The sequence below is a fragment of the Catenuloplanes niger genome (assembly GCF_031458255.1).
Classification (GTDB): domain Bacteria; phylum Actinomycetota; class Actinomycetes; order Mycobacteriales; family Micromonosporaceae; genus Catenuloplanes; species Catenuloplanes niger.
Genome location: NZ_JAVDYC010000001.1, coordinates 2721750 through 2739136, shown reverse-complemented (window position 1 = coordinate 2739136; position 17387 = coordinate 2721750). Strand labels below are relative to the sequence as shown.

General features: G+C 71.6%; 18 protein-coding genes. 10 read left to right on the top strand and 8 right to left on the bottom strand.

Features of this window, described 5'->3' with window-relative positions; all coding sequences use genetic code 11:
- The first annotated feature begins 44 nt into the window (after nt 1–44).
- The 4 genes from ettA to J2S44_RS11805 all read left to right on the top strand — a co-directional run bounded on the left by ettA (nt 45) and on the right by J2S44_RS11805 (nt 3615).
- The gene (gene ettA, locus J2S44_RS11820; RefSeq protein WP_310412021.1) at nt 45–1721 is read left to right on the top strand and encodes an energy-dependent translational throttle protein EttA; all 1677 of its coding nucleotides are present in this window, start codon (nt 45–47) and stop codon (nt 1719–1721) included.
- 60 nt (nt 1722–1781) lie between these two features.
- Complete coding sequence (locus tag J2S44_RS11815) at nt 1782–2225, top strand: acyl-CoA thioesterase (RefSeq protein ID WP_310412018.1); 444 nt, start codon at nt 1782–1784, stop codon at nt 2223–2225.
- An 8-nt stretch (nt 2226–2233) separates the two neighbouring features.
- Nucleotides 2234–2905, top strand: coding sequence for a DUF8185 domain-containing protein (locus J2S44_RS11810; RefSeq protein ID WP_310429610.1), 672 nt, complete (start codon nt 2234–2236; stop codon nt 2903–2905).
- A gap of 131 nt (nt 2906–3036) precedes the next feature.
- Nucleotides 3037–3615 carry a type III secretion system chaperone family protein gene (locus tag J2S44_RS11805; RefSeq protein WP_310412015.1) on the top strand — a complete coding sequence of 193 codons (579 nt, stop codon included), beginning with the start codon at nt 3037–3039 and terminating at the stop codon, nt 3613–3615.
- A gap of 126 nt (nt 3616–3741) precedes the next feature.
- On the opposite strand, the gene J2S44_RS11800 is transcribed toward J2S44_RS11805, so the two are convergent.
- From J2S44_RS11800 to J2S44_RS11785, 4 genes are all read right to left on the bottom strand, one after another.
- The gene (locus J2S44_RS11800; protein WP_310412012.1) at nt 3742–4998 is read right to left on the bottom strand and encodes a PKD domain containing protein; all 1257 of its coding nucleotides are present in this window, start codon (nt 4996–4998) and stop codon (nt 3742–3744) included.
- Nucleotides 4999–5102: 104 nt separating this feature from the next.
- Nucleotides 5103–5492 carry a globin gene (locus J2S44_RS11795; RefSeq protein WP_310412009.1) on the bottom strand — a complete coding sequence of 130 codons (390 nt, stop codon included), beginning with the start codon at nt 5490–5492 and terminating at the stop codon, nt 5103–5105.
- 20 nt (nt 5493–5512) lie between these two features.
- Nucleotides 5513–6790 (bottom strand): MFS transporter, encoded by a 1278-nt coding sequence (locus tag J2S44_RS11790; protein ID WP_310412006.1) that lies wholly within the window; start codon nt 6788–6790, stop codon nt 5513–5515.
- Between the two features lie 163 nt (nt 6791–6953).
- Nucleotides 6954–8000 (bottom strand): mechanosensitive ion channel family protein, encoded by a 1047-nt coding sequence (locus J2S44_RS11785; protein ID WP_488193098.1) that lies wholly within the window; start codon nt 7998–8000, stop codon nt 6954–6956.
- Between the two features lie 302 nt (nt 8001–8302).
- On the opposite strand from J2S44_RS11785, the gene J2S44_RS11780 reads away from it, so the two are divergent.
- Nucleotides 8303–8851: an HNH endonuclease gene (locus J2S44_RS11780; RefSeq protein WP_310412001.1), complete on the top strand. Its 549-nt coding sequence runs from the start codon at nt 8303–8305 to the stop codon at nt 8849–8851.
- Here the strand turns inward: J2S44_RS11780 and J2S44_RS11775 are convergent.
- Nucleotides 8848–9579, bottom strand: coding sequence for a class F sortase (locus J2S44_RS11775; protein WP_310411999.1), 732 nt, complete (start codon nt 9577–9579; stop codon nt 8848–8850). The two genes, J2S44_RS11780 and J2S44_RS11775, sit on opposite strands and share 4 nt — an antisense overlap.
- A 5-nt stretch (nt 9580–9584) precedes the next feature.
- The gene (locus J2S44_RS11770; protein WP_310411996.1) at nt 9585–10103 is read right to left on the bottom strand and encodes a hypothetical protein; all 519 of its coding nucleotides are present in this window, start codon (nt 10101–10103) and stop codon (nt 9585–9587) included.
- A 197-nt stretch (nt 10104–10300) separates the two neighbouring features.
- On the opposite strand from J2S44_RS11770, the gene ctaJ reads away from it, so the two are divergent.
- Both ctaJ and J2S44_RS11760 read left to right on the top strand, forming a co-directional pair.
- Nucleotides 10301–10570, top strand: coding sequence for an aa3-type cytochrome oxidase subunit CtaJ (gene ctaJ, locus J2S44_RS11765; protein WP_310411993.1), 270 nt, complete (start codon nt 10301–10303; stop codon nt 10568–10570).
- 7 nt (nt 10571–10577) lie between these two features.
- Nucleotides 10578–10997, top strand: coding sequence for a DUF5130 family protein (locus tag J2S44_RS11760; protein ID WP_374727974.1), 420 nt, complete (start codon nt 10578–10580; stop codon nt 10995–10997).
- A gap of 841 nt (nt 10998–11838) precedes the next feature.
- Here J2S44_RS11760 and pepN read toward each other — a convergent pair.
- Nucleotides 11839–14364, bottom strand: a complete 2526-nt coding sequence (pepN, locus tag J2S44_RS11755; RefSeq protein WP_310429606.1) for an aminopeptidase N — start codon at nt 14362–14364, stop codon at nt 11839–11841.
- Between the two features lie 341 nt (nt 14365–14705).
- On the opposite strand from pepN, the gene J2S44_RS11750 reads away from it, so the two are divergent.
- The 3 genes from J2S44_RS11750 to J2S44_RS11740 all read left to right on the top strand — a co-directional run bounded on the left by J2S44_RS11750 (nt 14706) and on the right by J2S44_RS11740 (nt 16757).
- Nucleotides 14706–14870 carry a hypothetical protein gene (locus tag J2S44_RS11750; RefSeq protein WP_310411991.1) on the top strand — a complete coding sequence of 55 codons (165 nt, stop codon included), beginning with the start codon at nt 14706–14708 and terminating at the stop codon, nt 14868–14870.
- 86 nt (nt 14871–14956) lie between these two features.
- Nucleotides 14957–16153 (top strand): DUF1015 family protein, encoded by a 1197-nt coding sequence (locus J2S44_RS11745; protein ID WP_310411989.1) that lies wholly within the window; start codon nt 14957–14959, stop codon nt 16151–16153.
- A gap of 133 nt (nt 16154–16286) precedes the next feature.
- Nucleotides 16287–16757, top strand: a complete 471-nt coding sequence (locus J2S44_RS11740) for a ribose-5-phosphate isomerase (RefSeq protein ID WP_310411986.1) — start codon at nt 16287–16289, stop codon at nt 16755–16757.
- A gap of 16 nt (nt 16758–16773) precedes the next feature.
- Here the strand turns inward: J2S44_RS11740 and J2S44_RS11735 are convergent, their stop codons facing one another.
- Nucleotides 16774–17067, bottom strand: a complete 294-nt coding sequence (locus tag J2S44_RS11735) for a hypothetical protein (protein ID WP_374727973.1) — start codon at nt 17065–17067, stop codon at nt 16774–16776.
- Nucleotides 17068–17387: the final 320 nt, after the last annotated feature.

Sequence of the window (17387 nt, the reverse complement as noted above, 5' to 3'; positions counted from 1 at the left end):
GACCGCCGGAACGATTCACCACTGACTCGGAGGTAGGGCACACCGTGGCCCAGTACATCTACGTCCTGGAAAAGGCGCGCAAGGCGCACGGCGACAAGGTCGTGCTCGACAACGTGACGCTGAGCTTCCTGCCCGGTGCCAAGATCGGTGTGGTCGGCCCGAACGGCGCCGGTAAGTCCAGCCTGCTCAAGATCATGGCCGGGCTGGACCGGCCCAGCAACGGCGAGGCCCGCCTGATGCCCGGCTTCACGGTCGGCATGCTGGCGCAGGAGCCCCCGCTGAACGAGGAGAAGGACGTCCTCGGCAACATCGAGGAGGCCGTCGCCGAGACCAAGGCGAAGCTCGCGCGCTTCAACGCGATCGCCGAGGAGATGGCGACCAACTACACCGACGAGCTGATGGAGGAGATGGGCAAGCTCCAGGAGGAGCTGGACCACGCGGACGCGTGGGACATCGACGCCCAGCTCCAGCTCGCCATGGACGCGCTGCGCTGCCCGCCGGCCGACGCGGATGTCACCCAGCTCTCCGGTGGTGAGCGCCGCCGCGTCGCGCTGTGCAAGCTGCTGCTCGAGGCGCCCGACCTGCTGCTGCTCGACGAGCCCACCAACCACCTGGACGCGGAGAGCGTGCAGTGGCTGGAGCAGCACCTCGCGAAGTACGCCGGCACCGTCCTGGCGATCACCCACGACCGGTACTTCCTGGACAACGTGGCCGGCTGGATCCTGGAGCTGGACCGCGGCCGGGCGATCGGCTACGAGGGCAACTACTCCACCTACCTGGAGAAGAAGGCGGCGCGTCTGGCGGTCGAGGGCCGCAAGGACGCGAAGATGAAGAAGCGCCTCTCCGAGGAGCTGGAGTGGGTCCGGTCGAACGCGAAGGCGCGGCAGACCAAGTCCCGCTCCCGCCTCGACCGGTACGAGGAGATGGCCGCGGAGGCGGAGAAGACCCGCAAGCTCGACTTCGAGGAGATCCAGATCCCGCCGGGCCCGCGCCTGGGCAGCACGGTGATCGAGGTCAACGGGCTGACCAAGGGCTTCGACGGCCGCACGCTGATCGACAACCTGTCGTTCTCGCTGCCGCGCAACGGCATCGTCGGCATCATCGGCCCGAACGGCGTCGGCAAGACCACGCTGTTCAAGACGATCGTCGGCCTCGAGCAGGCGGACGCCGGCTCGGTGAAGATCGGCGAGACCGTGCAGCTGTCCTACGTCGACCAGAACCGCTCCGGCCTGGACGGCGACAAGACGCTGTGGGAGGTCGTCTCCGACGGCCTGGACCACATGATGGTCGGCAAGGTCGAGATGCCGTCCCGGGCGTACGTGGCGGCGTTCGGCTTCAAGGGCCCGGACCAGCAGAAGCCGACGAAGATCCTCTCCGGCGGTGAGCGGAACCGGCTGAACCTCGCGCTGACGCTGAAGATCGGCGGCAACGTGATCCTGCTCGACGAGCCGACCAACGACCTCGACGTCGAGACGCTCTCCAGCCTGGAGAACGCGCTGCTGGAGTTCCCCGGCTGCGCCGTGGTCATCTCCCACGACCGGATGTTCCTGGACCGCGTCGCCACCCACATCCTGGCCTGGGAGGGTGACGACGAGAACCCGGCGAAGTGGTTCTGGTTCGAGGGCAACTTCGACGCGTACGAGAAGAACAAGGTCGACCGGCTCGGCGCCGAGGCCGCCCGTCCGCACGCGGTGACCTACCGCAAGCTGACCCGCGACTGAGATCCGGCCGTCTCGAGGGCGTCCGGCGGTCGCCGGGCGCCCTTGCCATCAGAACGGGGGTTGGGCGTGCGCTTCGTCCACCACTGCGCGCTCCGCTGGTCGGACATGGACGCCTACGGCCACGTCAACAACACGCGCTTCCTGACGCTGTACGAGGAGGCGCGCGTCGCGTTCATCTACGTCCTGGCGAAGGAGCGGGGCGGCCCGTCGCTCGTCGACGACGGCACGGTGATCGCCCGCCACGAGATCGACTACCTGCGGCCGGTGGTCTACCGCACGCACGCGAGCGAGGCGCCGCCACCGCCGCCGCACGTGCGCATCGAGCTGTGGACCGAGAAGGTCCGCGGCGCCCAGTTCACCGTGGCCTACGAGCTGTTCGACGGCGACCTGCTGGCCAGCCGCGCCCGTACCGTCTGCGTGCTCTTCGACCTGGCCGGGCAGCGGCCGCGCCGGATGACGGAGTGGGAACGCGACTTCCTGAGCCGGTACGAGGTCGCCGCGTGAGCGCGCCGGTGGCCGGCCACGGCGTGACCGGCGCGCAGGACGCGGGCGCGTTCCTGGTCCGGTTGACCCGGCTCGACCCGGGCGCGGTGGTGCGCCTTCGCTCGCACCACGGCCGGACCGAGCTGTGGGCCCGGCTGCCGTGGAACGTGCTGGTCTCCCGCTCGGTGGACGGCGCGGGCCCGGGCGACGCCACGGTGGTGGCCGCGGATCTGCTCACCCAGCTGGCCCGCGGCGGCCGCTCGCTGCCGGTGCGCCGCGACTCGGACTGGCGCTGGGGCCTGCCGCCGGACGGCGCCCGGTCGGTGGAGCGGCTGCCCTCGGCGGAGCTGCACCGGGTCGCCGAGGCCGCGGCCGGGACGCTGCGGGACGCGACCGCGCACGGCGTCGGCGGGCAGCCGGTCGGCGAGCGGGCGCTGCGCGACGCGTTGCTCGATCACGTCGCAATCGTGGTCACAACGGACAGCACGGAGCGTATCGAAATATCTCAACGTCTTGTCCAGGGTGTTACGCGCATGGGCTTTCTGGGTGGACGGCCGTCATCCGAAGAGTCCGATCTGTCTGATGTGCACGTTCGGATCGCCGGACGATGGGTCGGATTGGCCGCTCCGTACGGCGCAGCCTGGCTTCCAGCAGCGAATCAGCTCGGCCTCCGACCGGCCACTCCTCGTACGTTCGGCTGATGCTTGATGGTCCGTTTGGTTTTGTGCGGGCGTTGGGGGGATGACCTCAGGCGACGATCCGGGTAGCGTCGGGCCTCGGGTCCAACGCAACGTAGGCGGCCGGATCCGCTGGGGAGTGAGGTGCGCAAGCGATGCCGTGGTGGTCATGGCGCCCCGGTCACGCCGGTGGCGGCGAGCCGGAGTCCCGAGGTGGAACGTCGACGGACAGCAAGGTCCGGGTGGGTGTCACCCCACCGGCCCAGCGAGAGCCGGAGCGGTTAGCCCCGGTCCCCACCGTCGAGCTGGCGCCCGCGGTCGCGCCCGTGACGCTGCGCCGGGTCGGCGACGCGCTCGACATGCTCGACATCCGCTACCTCGCCGACGGCGACGGCAGCCTGCTGGCCATGTGGGAGCGGCACGCCGTGCTGTTCACGCTGGAGGGCCCGGAGGACGAGATCCTGGTGATGCGCGCCCGCCCGCACTCCACCGTCCCGCCGGACTGGGCCGACCGGGCGTACCGGGTGGTCAACGAGTGGAACCACACCCGCCGCTTCTGCAAGGCGTACGTCGGCGATCCCACCGAGCGCGGGCAGCTGCCGATCTACGCCGAGCTGCAGGTGCCGCTCGGCTCCGGCGCCCACGACGCCCTGCTGGTCGAGATGCTGGACTGCGGCGCGGCCGTCGCCACCTCCTTCGTCGACTGGCTGCACGACGAGGGCGCACTGCTCTAGGCAGTACATCTAGGGCGTGTTCGACGCATCCGGACGGCCTGCGGCGCGGTCCATCAAACACGCCCTGGGTGTGTCGTCCCGCACGTCGTTCCGGCGACGCGCGGGACACCTCGACCCGGTGGCCGGTCAGGAGCGGGGGAACAGGCCGATCCGGCCGTGGTACTCGCCGCCGAGGCGGGTGGTGTCGGAACCGACCAGCAGGCCGGCGTTCGTGGAGACGAACGAGCGGACGCCGACGCCGCGGTCACGGCCGGGGTTCCACGGGAGCGTGCGGCCGGTGCGCGGGTCGAGGGCCGCGATACCCTCCCGCTTGATCGCGCCGGGCCCGGCGAACTCGTGGCCGCCGGGGTTGCTCATCCAGCGCTGGTGCCCGCCGACGTAGACCGCGCTGCCGGTCACCGCGACCGCGTACAGCGAGTCGCCGCCGGTGTGGTTCTGCCAGGTGGGCACGCGACGGCCGGTGCCGGCGGTCTCCCAGCGGCTCGCGGTGTCGCAGAGCTTCTGACGGTGGTTCTCCCGGCCGGTGGTCACCACCACGAAGTAGCTGCCGTCCGGCGAGAACTTGACCTGGCGCATGTAGGTCTGGAAGCCGTTCCGGCAGCTCGGCTTGAACGAGTCGGTGTACCAGTCGCTGACGACCGCGCTCGGCCCGGCCACGTCCAGCATCACCAGCTGCGTGCGGTCCCGGACGCCGGCCCGGCCGATCACGCCGACCGCGACCAGCTTGCGCCCGTCCGGCGAGATGTCGAAGTACTCCACCCGGGTCCGGTCCTTGCCGGGTGCGGAGAGCTTCGCGTCGAAGCCCTTGTCGACCGCGCCGGTCGACGGGCTCATCCGGGCCAGCGCGGTCCGCGGCACCCCGTTGATCGCGGAGAACGTGCCGCCGGCGTAGAGCCGGCCGCCGGCCAGCCCGAGCGAGCGCACGTCACCCCAGTTGATGGCGGCCTTGAAGCCGGCCACGGTCCGGCCGGTGGCCAGCGCGACCTTGCCGAGCCCGCGCTGCGCCACGCCGTTGACGCTCTTGAACGCGCCGCCCAGGTAGATGCTGCCGTCCGCGCCGGCCGTGACCGCGTAGACCGGGCCGTCGACCTGCGGTGCGAAGTCGCGGACCACGCCGTCGCGCAGGCCGAACGCGAAGAGGTGCCGCCGGGGGTAGGTCCGCTTGCCGGTGCGGTCGGTGACCGTGGTGAAGTTGCCACCCACCACCACCGTGTCGCCGACCACCACGGCCGACCAGACCGTGCCGTCCTTGATGTGCGGGGTGTAGTCGACCGGGTCGGCCGAGACCACGGCCGGCTGGGCCATGTCGGCGCTGGCCGGCATCATGCCGGCGGCCGTGGTGAAAGCGGCCAGCGCGAGCGCGGCGAGCAGACGGCGTCGCATGGAGGGATACCTCTCGAAGGGTGGCGTGGACTCACCCGATCAACGAGGCAGTATGAGGCCGGAAGTGCGGTTCGCGGCTAAACCAGCCGATCGGCCGATGTGTCCTAATCCATCTTGTTGACCATGAAGTAGGCGGCCCGCTCCAGGTACTGCCAGAGCTGGTCGTGCTGCTCCCGCGGCAGGTCGAGCGAGTCCACGGCCACCCGCATGTTCCGCAGCCAGGCGTCCCGGGCGGCCGCGTCCACCACGAACGGCGCGTGCCGCATGCGCAGCCGGGGATGGCCGCGCTCCTCCGAGTAGGTCGTCGGGCCGCCCCAGTACTGCATCAGGAACAGCCGCATGCGGTCCGAGGCCGGGCCGAGGTCGCCCTCCGGGTACATCGGCCGGAGCAGCGGGTCGGTCGCGATGCCCTCGTAGAACCTGTCCACCAGCTTCCGGAACGTCGGCTCGCCGCCGACCGCCTCGTAGAAGCTTGTCTCTTCACCGGTAGCCACGGTCCAAGAATGCCACTGTCTCAGACGCGGCCGGGCTGCGGCTCCCGTTCGGCCGCGGCCGCGATCGCCGCCTCGAAACGCTGCTCGGTCGGCCAGCGCAGGCTCACCGCGACCATCACCAGCACGCCGGCCAGGCTCCAGGAGCTGACCACGCCGGGCAGCGGGAAACGATCGGCCAGCAGACCGGTCAGCGCCACGCCCGCGCCCTGCATCAGTGTCACGCCGGTCTGCATCACGCCGTACGCCCGGGCGCGGAACCCGTCCGGCACCACCATGGCGAACAGGCCCTGCGCGGGCGGCAGCACGCCACCGACCGCGAAGCCGCAGGCCGCCACCATCAGGATCACCACCACCACGGACGGCTCGAAGAACGCCGGCACCAGCGTCAACGGCGCCACGATCGCGGCCGGCCGGATCAGCGCGCGCCGCCGTGACGGCCGGATCAGCCGGCCCACGATCAGGCTGCCGGCCACGAACCCGAGCGGCGTGGCCGCCATGATCAGGCCCTGGGTGAGGCCGCGCTCGTCGTCCGCGACCAGCTCGCTGGCCCAGGCCGCGGCCAGCCCCTCCGGCACGGCCACGAAGAACATCGCGCAGAACAGCAGGATCGCGATCGACCGCAGCTCGGCACGGCCGAAGACCAGCCAGAAGCCCTGGCCCATGCCGCCGAGCAGGGTGCCGCGATGCGCGTCCGTGCCGGTGGCGGACCAGCCGCGCAGGCCGAACAGCACGATCGTGGCGGCGCCGCCGAAGAGCGCGGCCGTGACGAACAGCACCAGGTGGGTGCTGATCCCGGCGAGCGCGGCTCCCACCACGTACCCCACGATCTGGGTGATCTGGTTGAGGCCGCCGATCAGCGACAGGCCGACCACGAGCCGGTCCTTCGGCAGCGCGCGGGGCAGCAGCGCGGAGCGAGCGGCCTGCTCCGGCGCGGCCGAGAGCGTGCTGAGGAACAGCGCCGCGACCAGCACCCCGCCCGGCCAGTGGAAGAGCGCGACGATCAGGAAGAGCGCGGCCCGGAAGACCAGCGTGACGCCGATGACCGTGCGATACGGATAGCGGTCGGCGAGCGTGCTCAGCAGCGGGCCGCCGATCAGCCAGGGCAGGTAGCTGACCGCGAACGCGAGCGCGGAGAGCGCGACCGAACCGGTCTTCTGGAAGACCAGCAGCGTGATCGCGGCCTTGGCCATCGGCTCGGCGAGGTTGGAGAGAGCAACCGCGCCGTAGACGACGCGGAACTCGGAGTGCGAGAAGACCTCACGATATGTCGCGGGACGGTCCTGATCAGCGGAGGTCACCGGACGACCCCTCAGCCAGGTCCCTCACGGATCGCTGCTCCCCACTCGGCCGGTGCCATCCCCCCGGAATATTCGGCTGAGTGAATTCTGCCCGATAGTCTGACCGGTGGCTAGGGTGATCGGCCGAGGTAAATTTTTGACAGCGATCGACGCGTGACGGTTCCTACGTCGCCCCGCCGCGGCCCGGGTCCGTGCTCCCGCCGGGTGGCGCCGCCGGCCGCGGGAAGAGCCGGGCCGCCGCGATCCGGTCCGCGATGCCGGAGGTCTCCAGCGCCTCGGTCAGCCGGCGCCGCAGTTCCCGCGACACGGTGAGCTGCCCGTCCGCGGTGGTCTTCGCGACGGTCCGGATCACCGCGCCGTCCACGGTCACCTGCTCCACACCGATCACGTCCGGCGGCTCGAGCAGGCCGGTGGCCAGCTCCGGGTCGGCGGCGACCGCGGCGGCCGCCTCGCGCAGCACGGCCGTGGCCTCCTCGCTGTTCACGAACCCGATCGGCATGTCGATCACGACCATCGCCCAGCCCTGCGACTTGTTGCCGACCCGGATCACCTCGCCGTTGCGGATGTACCACAGCACGCCGCGGCCGTCCCGGACCGTGGTGACGCGCAGCCCGACGGACTCGACCACGCCGATCGCCTCGCCCAGGTCGACCGTGTCGCCCACGCCGTACTGGTCCTCGATCAGCATGAACAGGCCGGCCAGCACATCCTTGACCAGGCTCTGCGCGCCGAAACCGAGCGCGACGCCGACGATGCCGGCGCTGGCCAGCAGCGGAGCCACGTTGAAGCCGAGCTCGCCCAGCACCATCAGGGTGGCGACGCCGAGCACGATCGCGGTGACGAAGCTGCGCAGCACCGAGCCGATCGCCTCGGCCCGCTGCCGCCGGCGCTCCGGGAAGACCGTGCCGGCGTCCAGCAGCGCGGTCGGCACCTTCTCGTGCAGCGGCTTCAGGATCGACGGCATCGCCGTGTTCGACGTGGTCGTGACCAGCTTGGTGATCGTGCGCGCGATCAGGAACCGGATCAGCATCGCGATCGCGATGATCGCCAGGATCCGGAGCGGCTTGATGATCACCCAGTAGCCGCCCTCGGCTATCCACCTGTCGACGCCGAGGTCGAGCAGCTGGCTGCAGAGCCGGTCGGTCTCGCAGCTGGCGTCGACGGACGGCACGAGGTCGGAGGGCGAGGGATTGGGTGTCACTGGTGCTATCACGGTGGGACTCGAGCTCCACGGGTTGCGGGTGCGGGCTGTCTGGAACGTTCGTATCGCATCCGCCTGTGAGCGCCGATTCCGGGGTCACGGGCGATGGTTCCGAACCGGGCATCCTCGCACGAGTCACCTGAACTTCACGAGGCGGCCCCGATTAGTGCGTGCAATTTGGTCACCTATCAGGGACTATTGGCGCACGGACGTTGGTGATCCGCCAGCGTGGGGCCGGACGGTGACGCGCGGCCCGAGGCGGGTGGAACGCGACAGGGAGTGCCGAAAGACCGACCAGAAGGGTGATCGCGATGCCTGACATACGACCCACGGTGGGCTCCGGAGCGTTGGTGCTCAACGTGACCTACGAGCCGCTGTGCGTCGTCTCAGTGCGTCGAGCCGCGATTCTCGTCCTTTCGGGTAAGGCCGCCCTGGTCACGGACGGGGACGGCATCCTGCACTCCGCCCGCGACGAGATCCCGGTACCGTCCGTGATTCGTCTCACACGCTACGTGCGTGTGCCGTACCGCACTCACGTCGGGCTGTCCCGCCGCGCGATCTTCGCCCGGGACGGCTGGCGCTGCGCCTACTGCCGGGGGCCGGCCCAGACCATCGACCACGTGTTCCCCCGCAGCCGCGGTGGCCTGCACGCCTGGGAGAACGTGGTCGCGGCCTGCGCCAAGTGCAACCACACCAAGGGCGACAAGACGCCGGCCGAGCTCGGCTGGCGGCTGCACGGCGGCGCGCCGGCCGCGCCCAAGGGTCAGGCCTGGCGCGTCCTCGGCCACCGCCTCCCCGACCCCCGCTGGGCCGACTGGCTCGACATCCCGCTGCCGGAGACCGCGGCCGCGGCCGCCTAGCGGTCCGCGGTCCCGACCAGCGTCGCGAAGACGACCACGTTGTCGCGGTAGCCGGTGGTGCCGCCGGTCCACCGGCCACCGCAGGTGATCAGGCGCAGGTGCGGGCGGGTGAAGTCGGCGTAGACGCGGTCGACCGGCAGCCGCGCCTTGTCGAACAGCTCGACGGACAGCACCCGGAACACCGCGGTGGTGCGGTCCTCGCGGCTGACCTCGATGGTGTCGCCGGCATGCAGGTCCGGCAGGCCGGCGAAGACCGACGGGCCGGTGCGGCTGTCGACGTGACCGACGATCACGGCGGAGCCGAACTCGCCGGGCGTCGGCCCGTCCCGGTACCACCCGGTCACGTCGTGCTCGCCCGGCGGCGGCACGTCTATCGAGCCGTCCGCGGCCAGCCCGACCTGCCGGACCGGCGCCTCCACCCGGATCGCCGGGATGGTCACCCGGGTCGGGCGGCTCGCGGCCAGCACCGGGAACTCGCGCGGCGGCGGCTCGCCGGGGCGGTCGAACCACGACGGCAGGCGCACGCCGGTCAGCTGCCCGAGCCCGGCGCCGGCCGCGAACACGCCCACCACCAGCAGCGCCACGGCCAGAAAGCCGAGATCCGGACCCCGGCGCGGGTACGCCGCGGGCGCGGGCGGCACCGGAGCACGATGCCGGCCGGGCGACCCGGCCGGCGGGAAGCGCACCCCCGCGTGCCGGGCCAGCGGCGAGTACCGGTGCGCGCCCACGACGCTCACCCCAGCCGGCGGCGTCGCAGCCGGAACACGAGCAACGCGGCACCCGCGGCCGTCGCGGCCAGCCCGGCGCCGAGCAGTGCCAGCCCGCCGGCGTCCGGACCCGCGCCCGCCAGGCCGCCGAACCCGGTCGCCGGGCCCCGCGACGGACGCGTGTCGGCCACCACCCGCAGCGTCCCGAGCGCGCGGCCACCACCGGTGCAGACCAGCTCCACCCGGTAGTCGTCCGCGGCCGTACCCGCCGGGATCTCGGTCCGGCCGGTCAGGAACCCGTACTCCGGGGCGACCCGGAGCTCACCGAACGCGTCCGACCGGACCACCGCGCCGTCGACGTTCTCCGTACAGCTGGCCCGGACGCTCACCTCGCCGCCGGCGGCGATCGTGCTCGGGTTCACCTCGACGAACACGTCCGCCCTCGCCCGGGCCACGCCCGGCGCGCTCAGCACCGCGGCCACCAGCGTGCTCAGCACCGCGGCCACCAGCGCGAGCGGCACCGCGAGTCGGAGAAGGCTGCGCATGGTCCTCCCATCGGACGTGGGGGAGTGCTGAGGTCGATTTTCGCACGTGACGGCCGAAATTTCGCGAGACGGACTCATCCCGCCGGAGTACGCCCCGATGATCTGCGGGGACCCACGTTCCGCTACCGTGAGAGAAGCATCAGTACCTATCAGACCGCCCAGACACCGAGTGTCTTGCCACGTTGGGGGCGTTCACCGTGCAACCGTTAGAAGTCGCACTCGTCTTCGTTGTCGCGCCGCTCGCCGTCGTCGGTGTCCTCGCAGCATTGACGCTGCCCGGAGGAGACCGCCGCACCAAGGAGAAGCGTTACCGGCCCGGCCGGCCGTTCGAGTTCACGCCGGTCTGGTTCCTCTCCTCACCCGGTCAGCTGGCCGGGCGGCTCGCGCTCACCTCCTCCGACCCCGCGGGCGACGCCGCCGCCGGGAACCCGCACGGCCCGACGGGAGGCGCAAGTGACCGCTGGTGAGCAGGCCCTGACCCACCTCGACCACCCGGGCGGCGAGACGCTGGCCGCGGAGACGCAGCCGGACGTGCTCGACGGCCCGTTCTCCACGCGGCAGCTGCTGCACATCGACGAGGCGCTGCGCATCGCGGACCGGGAGACCGGCCTGACGTTCAGCGTGTACGTCGGTGACCTCGCCGACCCGCAGCGCGCCGCCGCCGAGAAGCTCCACGGACAGCTCGCGGACCCGGACCGGTCCGTGCTCATCGCGTTCTCGCCGAACCAGCGCATCCTCGAGGTCGTCACCGGCGCCGAGGCCCGCCGCCGGATCCCGGACCGCGACGCGAAGCTGGCCTGCCTCTCGATGGCCGCGGCCTTCGCGGGCGGCGACCTGGCCGGCGGCGTCATCCACGGCCTCGACCAGCTCGCGACGCACGCGGGTCGCGCCTAGCACCTGTTTCACCGGGACGGCCGGCTGCGGCGCGGACCCCCCGTGACAGCGGCTCTGGCCGTCTTCCGCCTCCGAACGGCCGGTCCCAGTCGGGCCGGCCGTTTCGCGTACCCATGACGCAGGAGCCGACAACCGGCGCTCTTCGCGCAGAACCGGATGTTCCCGCTTCCGGCGGGCCGGGTTCCGCATGCTCCCGCGGGCACCGGTCGTCGCTGGCGCTCCTCCCTGCGGCATCCGTGGCCGCAAGATCGCATCCACAGCGCAACGGCAGGTCGCCTCGACCCCCGACGCGTCCCGCTCCGGCAGCGCGCCCGCGCGTCTCGGCGGCGCGTCCGCACACGGTCCCGTGACGCTTCCCAGTGAGGTTCCGCCGCGCCCGCACGACGTCCCGCGACGCGTCCTGTAGATCCGTGGTGCGTTCCAGGCCGTGCGAGGTGCGGTGCCCTGCTCATCGGGGAGCGCGGACGCCTTCATGACCGCGCTGTCATTTCCGCCGCGGGCGACGCAGCGGCCGCCCCCGTGGGCACACGTCTCCCGAGCCGTCTCCCGCGACGCGATCTTTGTTGCCGACTCTCCGACCCACCGAGTCGCCGGCCGGCGCGAAAGCCGTGAGTCGATCTTCACGGTGCGGGAAGGCCGACTGGTACAACGTACTTTTGGTACGGATTCGAAAACACCGATCTAGAACAACAAGCAGATCGCCATGGCACGGTAAGCAGAGCAAACGTCGTACAGACGCGTCATGTGTGGCTTTTGTGCGGTTTCTGTGCTGGCACGGGTGCGGAGGCACAAAAAAGCGCCCCACCGGCCGTGCGGGCCGGTGGGGCGCTGGACGAAACGGTCAGCCGCGGTCCTTGGCGCGGGCGGCCAGCGCGCGCACCACGCCGTCGCGGCCCTCCGCGACCAGGCGGCGGAGCCCGGCCGGCTGACCGGTGCCGGCCAGCCAGGACTCCGTGGCCGCGACCGTGGCCTCGGTGATCTGGTAGGACGGGTACGCGAAGAGCGCGAAGTCCTGCGCCGGCTCACTGTCCCGGCTCGCCCACACGGTGGCCGCCTCCGCGAAGAAACGGTCCGCGAACGGCGCGGTCAGCTCCACCTGTGCCGGGTGCTGGAAGCCCTGGAGCAGCGCCCGGTTGCGCCAGTTCGGCAGCGCCTGCGTCGAGGTCAGCTCGTCCCAGACGCGGGCCTTGTTCTCCGCGGTCGGCAGCAGCGCGCGGGCCAGCGCGGCCTCGCGCTCACCGCCGGCGGTGCGGTCGTTCGCCAGCTCGGCGTCGATCTCCTCCGCGGCGGCCGCGCCCTTGGCGATCAGCGTCTGCAACAGCGACCAGCGGAACTCGGTGTCGATGGTCAGGCCGGCCGGCACGTTCTGCCCGGTCAGCCAGCCGCGCAGCACGGCCAGGTCCTCGGCGGAGCGGGACGCGGACGCGTACGCGCGGGCCCAGGCGAGCTGGAAGCCGCTGCCCGGCTCGGCCACCGCGAGCGCGTCGCGGGCGGTCCCGGCGAGCTGCGCCCAGCCGGTCGGCGCCCACTCCGGGTCGGCGTAGCTGGCGATGGCCGTGGCGGCCTGCCGGAGCGTGGCGGTGACCAGGTTGATGTCCTGCTCGTTCGGCAGGCCGGAGGTGGCCAGCGCGATGTAGTCGCGGGTGGACAGCTCGGCGTCGCGGACCATGTCCCACGCGGCCGCCCAGACCAGCGCGCGGGCCAGCGACGAGTCCAGGCCGTCGATGTGGTGCACGACCGTGGCCATCGAGCGCTCGTCCAGCCGCAGCTTGGCGTAGCTGTGGTCGTCGTCGTTGAGCAGCAGCACGTCGGCGGCGGGCAGGCCGGCCAGCTCGGCCAGCTCGGTGCGCTCACCGGCGATGTCCACCTCGACGATCCGGCGGCGGACCAGCTTGCCGTCGGTGACGTCGTAGAGGCCGACGCCGATGTGGTGGGTGCGCAGCGTCGGGTAGTCGGCCGGGGCCTCCTGCAGCACGGCGACGGAGGTGTAGGTGCCGTCCTCGGCGATCGTCACCTCCGGGCGCAGCGTGTTGACCTGCGCGGTCTCCAGCCACTGCGCGGCGAACTTGCGCAGCTCCCGGCCGGACGACGACTCCAGCTCGGTGAGCAGGTCGTCGAAGGTCGCGTTGCCCCAGGCGTGCGCCGCGAAGTAGGAGCGCAGGCCGGCCAGGAACGGGTCCAGCCCGACGTACGCCACCAGCTGCTTGATGACGCTGGCGCCCTTCGCGTACGTGATGCCGTCGAAGTTGACCTCGACGGCCTCCAGGTCGGGCATCTCGCAGTAGACCGGGTGGGTGGAGGAGAGCTGGTCCTGGCGGTAGCCCCAGTTCTTCCGCACGGACAGGAACGTGGTCCACGCGTCGCTGAACCGGGTGGCCTCCGCGTTGCACCAGTGGCTGGCCCACTCGGCGAACGACTCGTTCAGCCACAGGTCGTTCCACCAGCGCATGGTGACCAGGTCGCCGAACCACATGTGGGCCAGCTCGTGCAGGATCGTGTTCGCGCGCTGCTCGTACTCGAAGTCGGTGACCTGCGAGCGGAAGATGTAGTGGTCCTCGGCGTGCACGACGCAGCCGAAGTTCTCCATCGCGCCCGCGTTGAACTCGGGCACCCACACCTGGTCGTACTTCGGCAGCGGGTAGCGGATGCCGAACTTGTCGTGGAAGAAGTCGAAGCCCTGCACGGTGACCTTGTGCAGGTCGTCGACGTCGAAGTACTGCGCCATGCTGGCCCGGCAGAAGTAGCCCATGTCGATGCCGTCGTGGGTGAACTGCACCTCGTGGAACGGGCCGGCACAGAGCGCGGTGATGTACGTGCTCATCCGCGCGGACCGGGTGAAGTGCACGGTCTTCGCGCCCTCGCCGGCCGGCTCCTCGCGGTCGACCGGCATGTTCGACACCACGCGCCAGTGCGCCGGGACCGTGGCGTGCCAGGTGTAGACGCTCTTCAGGTCGGGCTGGTCGAACGCGGCGTAGACCCGCTGCGCGTCCGCGGTCTCGAACTGGCTGTAGAGGTACGCCTCGCCGTCCACCGGGTCGACGCTGCGGTGCAGGCCCTGGCCGCTGTGCGAGAACGGGAACTCCGCCTCGACCACCAGCGTGTTCTCCGCCGCGAGGCCGGTCAGCGTGAGCCCGCGCTCGGCGGACCAGCCGGACGTGTCGACCGGCGCGCCGTTCAGCGTGGCCGTGTGCAGACGCTCCGCGGCGACCTCGATGAACGTGGTGGCGCCGGGCTCGCGGGAGGTGAACTCGACGGTGGTCACCGACCGGAACGAGACGTCGCCCGTCAGGTCGAGCCTGATGTCGTACGAGGTCACGTCCAGCACGCGGGCACGCTCGGCCGCCTCGACCTGGGTGAGATTGCGCACTCCGGCCACGATCACTCTCCATCCGGTGCCCAGCCCGCACGGCCGGGCGCCGGTGGGGCGGAAAAGTCCGCAGTAAGTGTTTCACGTCGACGTCGATCACGGGTGTGCCGGTCCACCCGTGGCGGGGATTACGTCCGGGTTGCGGCGCGGGTCCGAATTTTCGGGTCGGCGATGCCATGTCAGCAACTCGTTAACTCTTCTTTTCGCAACCGTTCAGCAGCCCGAGATGACCGAGGATGAGGGCGTGGGCGTGACCGGTCACCGACAGTGTCGTTGCGATGTGCGCGACATCTGCGTTATGGCTGGTTGAGGCGCTGAGAACCGGGGAATAGGGAGTAACTATGGAACAGCAGATCGTTACCACGAGTGATGAGGCCCTGGAGCGCGCCTACTGGGCCGTGCGCGCGGACGACTGGGCGGACGTGTGCCCCGGGCTCTCCGCGGAGGACGCCGCGATGCTGGCGCCGGTGGTGGTCGTCGAGGCGGTTCCGGTCGGCGCGAGCTGATCCGCGGGAGGTTACCCGTACCACCGCCTGGAACCGTTCTGGGGTGCGCAAACGGCGGGTGCCGGGCGTCGGTACCGTGATTGCACATGACGATCGTGCACCCGATCGACCGGGCCTGGATCACGACCGGTGGCACCGGCGCGCAGAACTATGACGAGTTCGCGGACGACGCCGAGATCACCGCAATCATCGCCGACAACCCGCGAAGCGCTCTCGCCGTCGAGATGCCGCACCTCGCGCCAGAGACGCTGGGCCGTTCCTTCGCCGACTCACTGCCGGCCGCCGCCGAGCGGCTGGCCGAGGCGAAGGCGGCCGGCAGCTACGCCTCCGCCGAGCAGGTGATCGTCCTCTACCGGATCGCGGATCCGGACGGCGGCAACGCCGCCTACGGCATGTACTGCATGGTGGACACCGACCAGATCTCCACCAGCCCGGACGAGCCGGGCCTGGTCATCCGCAACGAGGACGTGTTCATCGAGAAGGTCCGCGAGCGGGTCGACCTGGCGAACACGCTGCGGAACCTGCTCTCCCCGGTCCTGCTGCTGCAGACCGGCACCGGCGACCGGCTGCACGAGGAGCTGGAGTACGCGATCGCGCACGCGGGGGAGCCCGCCGCGACCGACGTCGACCCGGCCGGCCGGGTGCACGCGATCTGGACCGTGCCGGCCGGCTCCGTGCGCGACGAGCTGTGCGCGCTGGCCGGCGCCGGCGAACTGGTCGTCGCGGACGGCAACCACCGCAGCCTGGCCGCGCAGACCGGCGGCTACCCGCGCTTCCTCGCCGTGATCACCACGCCCGAGTCGCTGGTCATCGCGCCGTACAACCGGCTGATCAAGCTGCCGATCGCCGCCGGGGAGCTGGCTGACCGGCTGCGCGCGGCCGGTCTGCAGCCCGAGCCGGCCGCCGGCGGCCCCGCGGTCCCGCCGACCGGTGGCACCATCCAGCTGTACGTGGGCGGCGAGACCTGGTCCGTGAAGCTGCCGTCGCACGGCGGCGGTGACCCGGTCGAGGGCATGGACCACGCGCTCGTCGAGCGGGTGCTGGTCAACGAGGTGCTCGGGCTGGACGCCGGCGACAAGCGCATCGTCTACGTCGGCGGCGACTACCCGGCCGAGTGGCTGCGCGGCGAGGTCGACGCGGGCCGCGCGGACCTGGCCGTGCTGATCGCGCCGGTCACCATGGACGAGTTCGTGGCGGTCAACCTGGCCCGCCGGAAGATGCCGCGGAAGAGCACCTGGTTCACCCCGAAGGCGCGCGGCGGGCTGGTCGTCGCGGAGATCTGACGGTCCCACCGGCCGCATCAGGCGTCCCCGTGCCGTTCCCGCGGCATCGGGGACGCCCGCGGCACGGTGCGGACGGACTCAAACTTGGCAGCCGCCGCCACGGCCGCACCGGCGGGCTGACAGACTGCGCGTTATGCGCGTTTATCTGGGAGCCGACCACGCCGGCTACGAGCTGAAGGTGCACCTCGTCAACTACCTGTCCAAGCAGGGGTACGAGGTGGTCGACGTCGGCCCGCACGTCTTCGATCCGGAGGACGACTACCCCGCCTACTGCCTGCACACGGCCGCCCGCGTGGTGGCCGACCCGGGCAGCCTCGGCATCGTGATCGGCGGTTCCGGCAACGGCGAGCAGATCGCCGCGAACAAGGTCAAGGGCACCCGTGTCGGCCTGGCCTGGAACCTCGAGACCGCCCGCCTGACCCGCGAGCACAACGACGCGAACCTGGTCGGCATCGGCGCCCGGCAGCACACGCTGGACGAGGCGACCGCGATCGTCGAGGCGTTCCTGACCACGCCGTTCTCCAACAGCGAGCGGCACTCCCGGCGGATCGCACAGGTCGCGGCGTACGAGACGTCCGGCGACCTGCCCGACCTGCCCCGCTAGCCCGCGACCCGGCCCGTCACCGGCGGGCCGGCAGCTCCTCGCGGGGGATCCAGTTGCGGCGCACGATCACCAGCCGCTCCTGGGCCTCCGCCAGATCCTCGTCCGTCGGCCGGGACGCGTCCCGGGCCCGCATCGCGGCCCGCACGCTCACCTGCGACGAACCGGAGCCGACCAGACCACGCAGACCACGTTCGGCCTCGCGGTCCTCGGCGCTGGCCTTCTCCCGGCCACGCGGCGGCCCGTCACCCGGCCCGGTGGCGCGCGGGCCGTCCGGTTGCCGCACCGGCGCGGCCTCCTCCGGATCGTGCACCGGTGACGTCTCGGCGACCGGCGGCTGCGGTCTGGGCGCGGCCGGCTTCGGCGGCGGGACCGGCGACGGACCGGGCGTGGGCACCGGCGTGCTCCGCGGCAGGTCCGCCGGCGTCGGCCGCGGGCCGCCGGCCGGTGCCGGCCGGCCCGGATCCGCCTGTCCGGCCTTCCCGGCGGTCGCCTGCGCCGACTGTGCCGGAACCGCCCGACCCGGCTTCGGGGTGGGTGCCGGCGTCGTCCGGGCCGGTTTCGCGGCATCCGGTGGGATCGGCTTCGCGAGGTCGGCCGGGGAGGGCCGGTGCGGGTCGGCCGGAACCGGTC

Coding starts and splice junctions, on each gene's coding strand:
- J2S44_RS11805 (WP_310412015.1), top strand. CDS start 3,037: ATGCCGTGGTGGTCATGGCGCCCCGGTCACGCCGGTGGCGGCGAGCCG.
- J2S44_RS11800 (WP_310412012.1), bottom strand. CDS start 4,998: ATGCGACGCCGTCTGCTCGCCGCGCTCGCGCTGGCCGCTTTCACCACG.
- J2S44_RS11780 (WP_310412001.1), top strand. CDS start 8,303: ATGCCTGACATACGACCCACGGTGGGCTCCGGAGCGTTGGTGCTCAAC.
- J2S44_RS11770 (WP_310411996.1), bottom strand. CDS start 10,103: ATGCGCAGCCTTCTCCGACTCGCGGTGCCGCTCGCGCTGGTGGCCGCG.
- J2S44_RS11750 (WP_310411991.1), top strand. CDS start 14,706: ATGGAACAGCAGATCGTTACCACGAGTGATGAGGCCCTGGAGCGCGCC.
- J2S44_RS11745 (WP_310411989.1), top strand. CDS start 14,957: ATGACGATCGTGCACCCGATCGACCGGGCCTGGATCACGACCGGTGGC.
- J2S44_RS11740 (WP_310411986.1), top strand. CDS start 16,287: ATGCGCGTTTATCTGGGAGCCGACCACGCCGGCTACGAGCTGAAGGTG.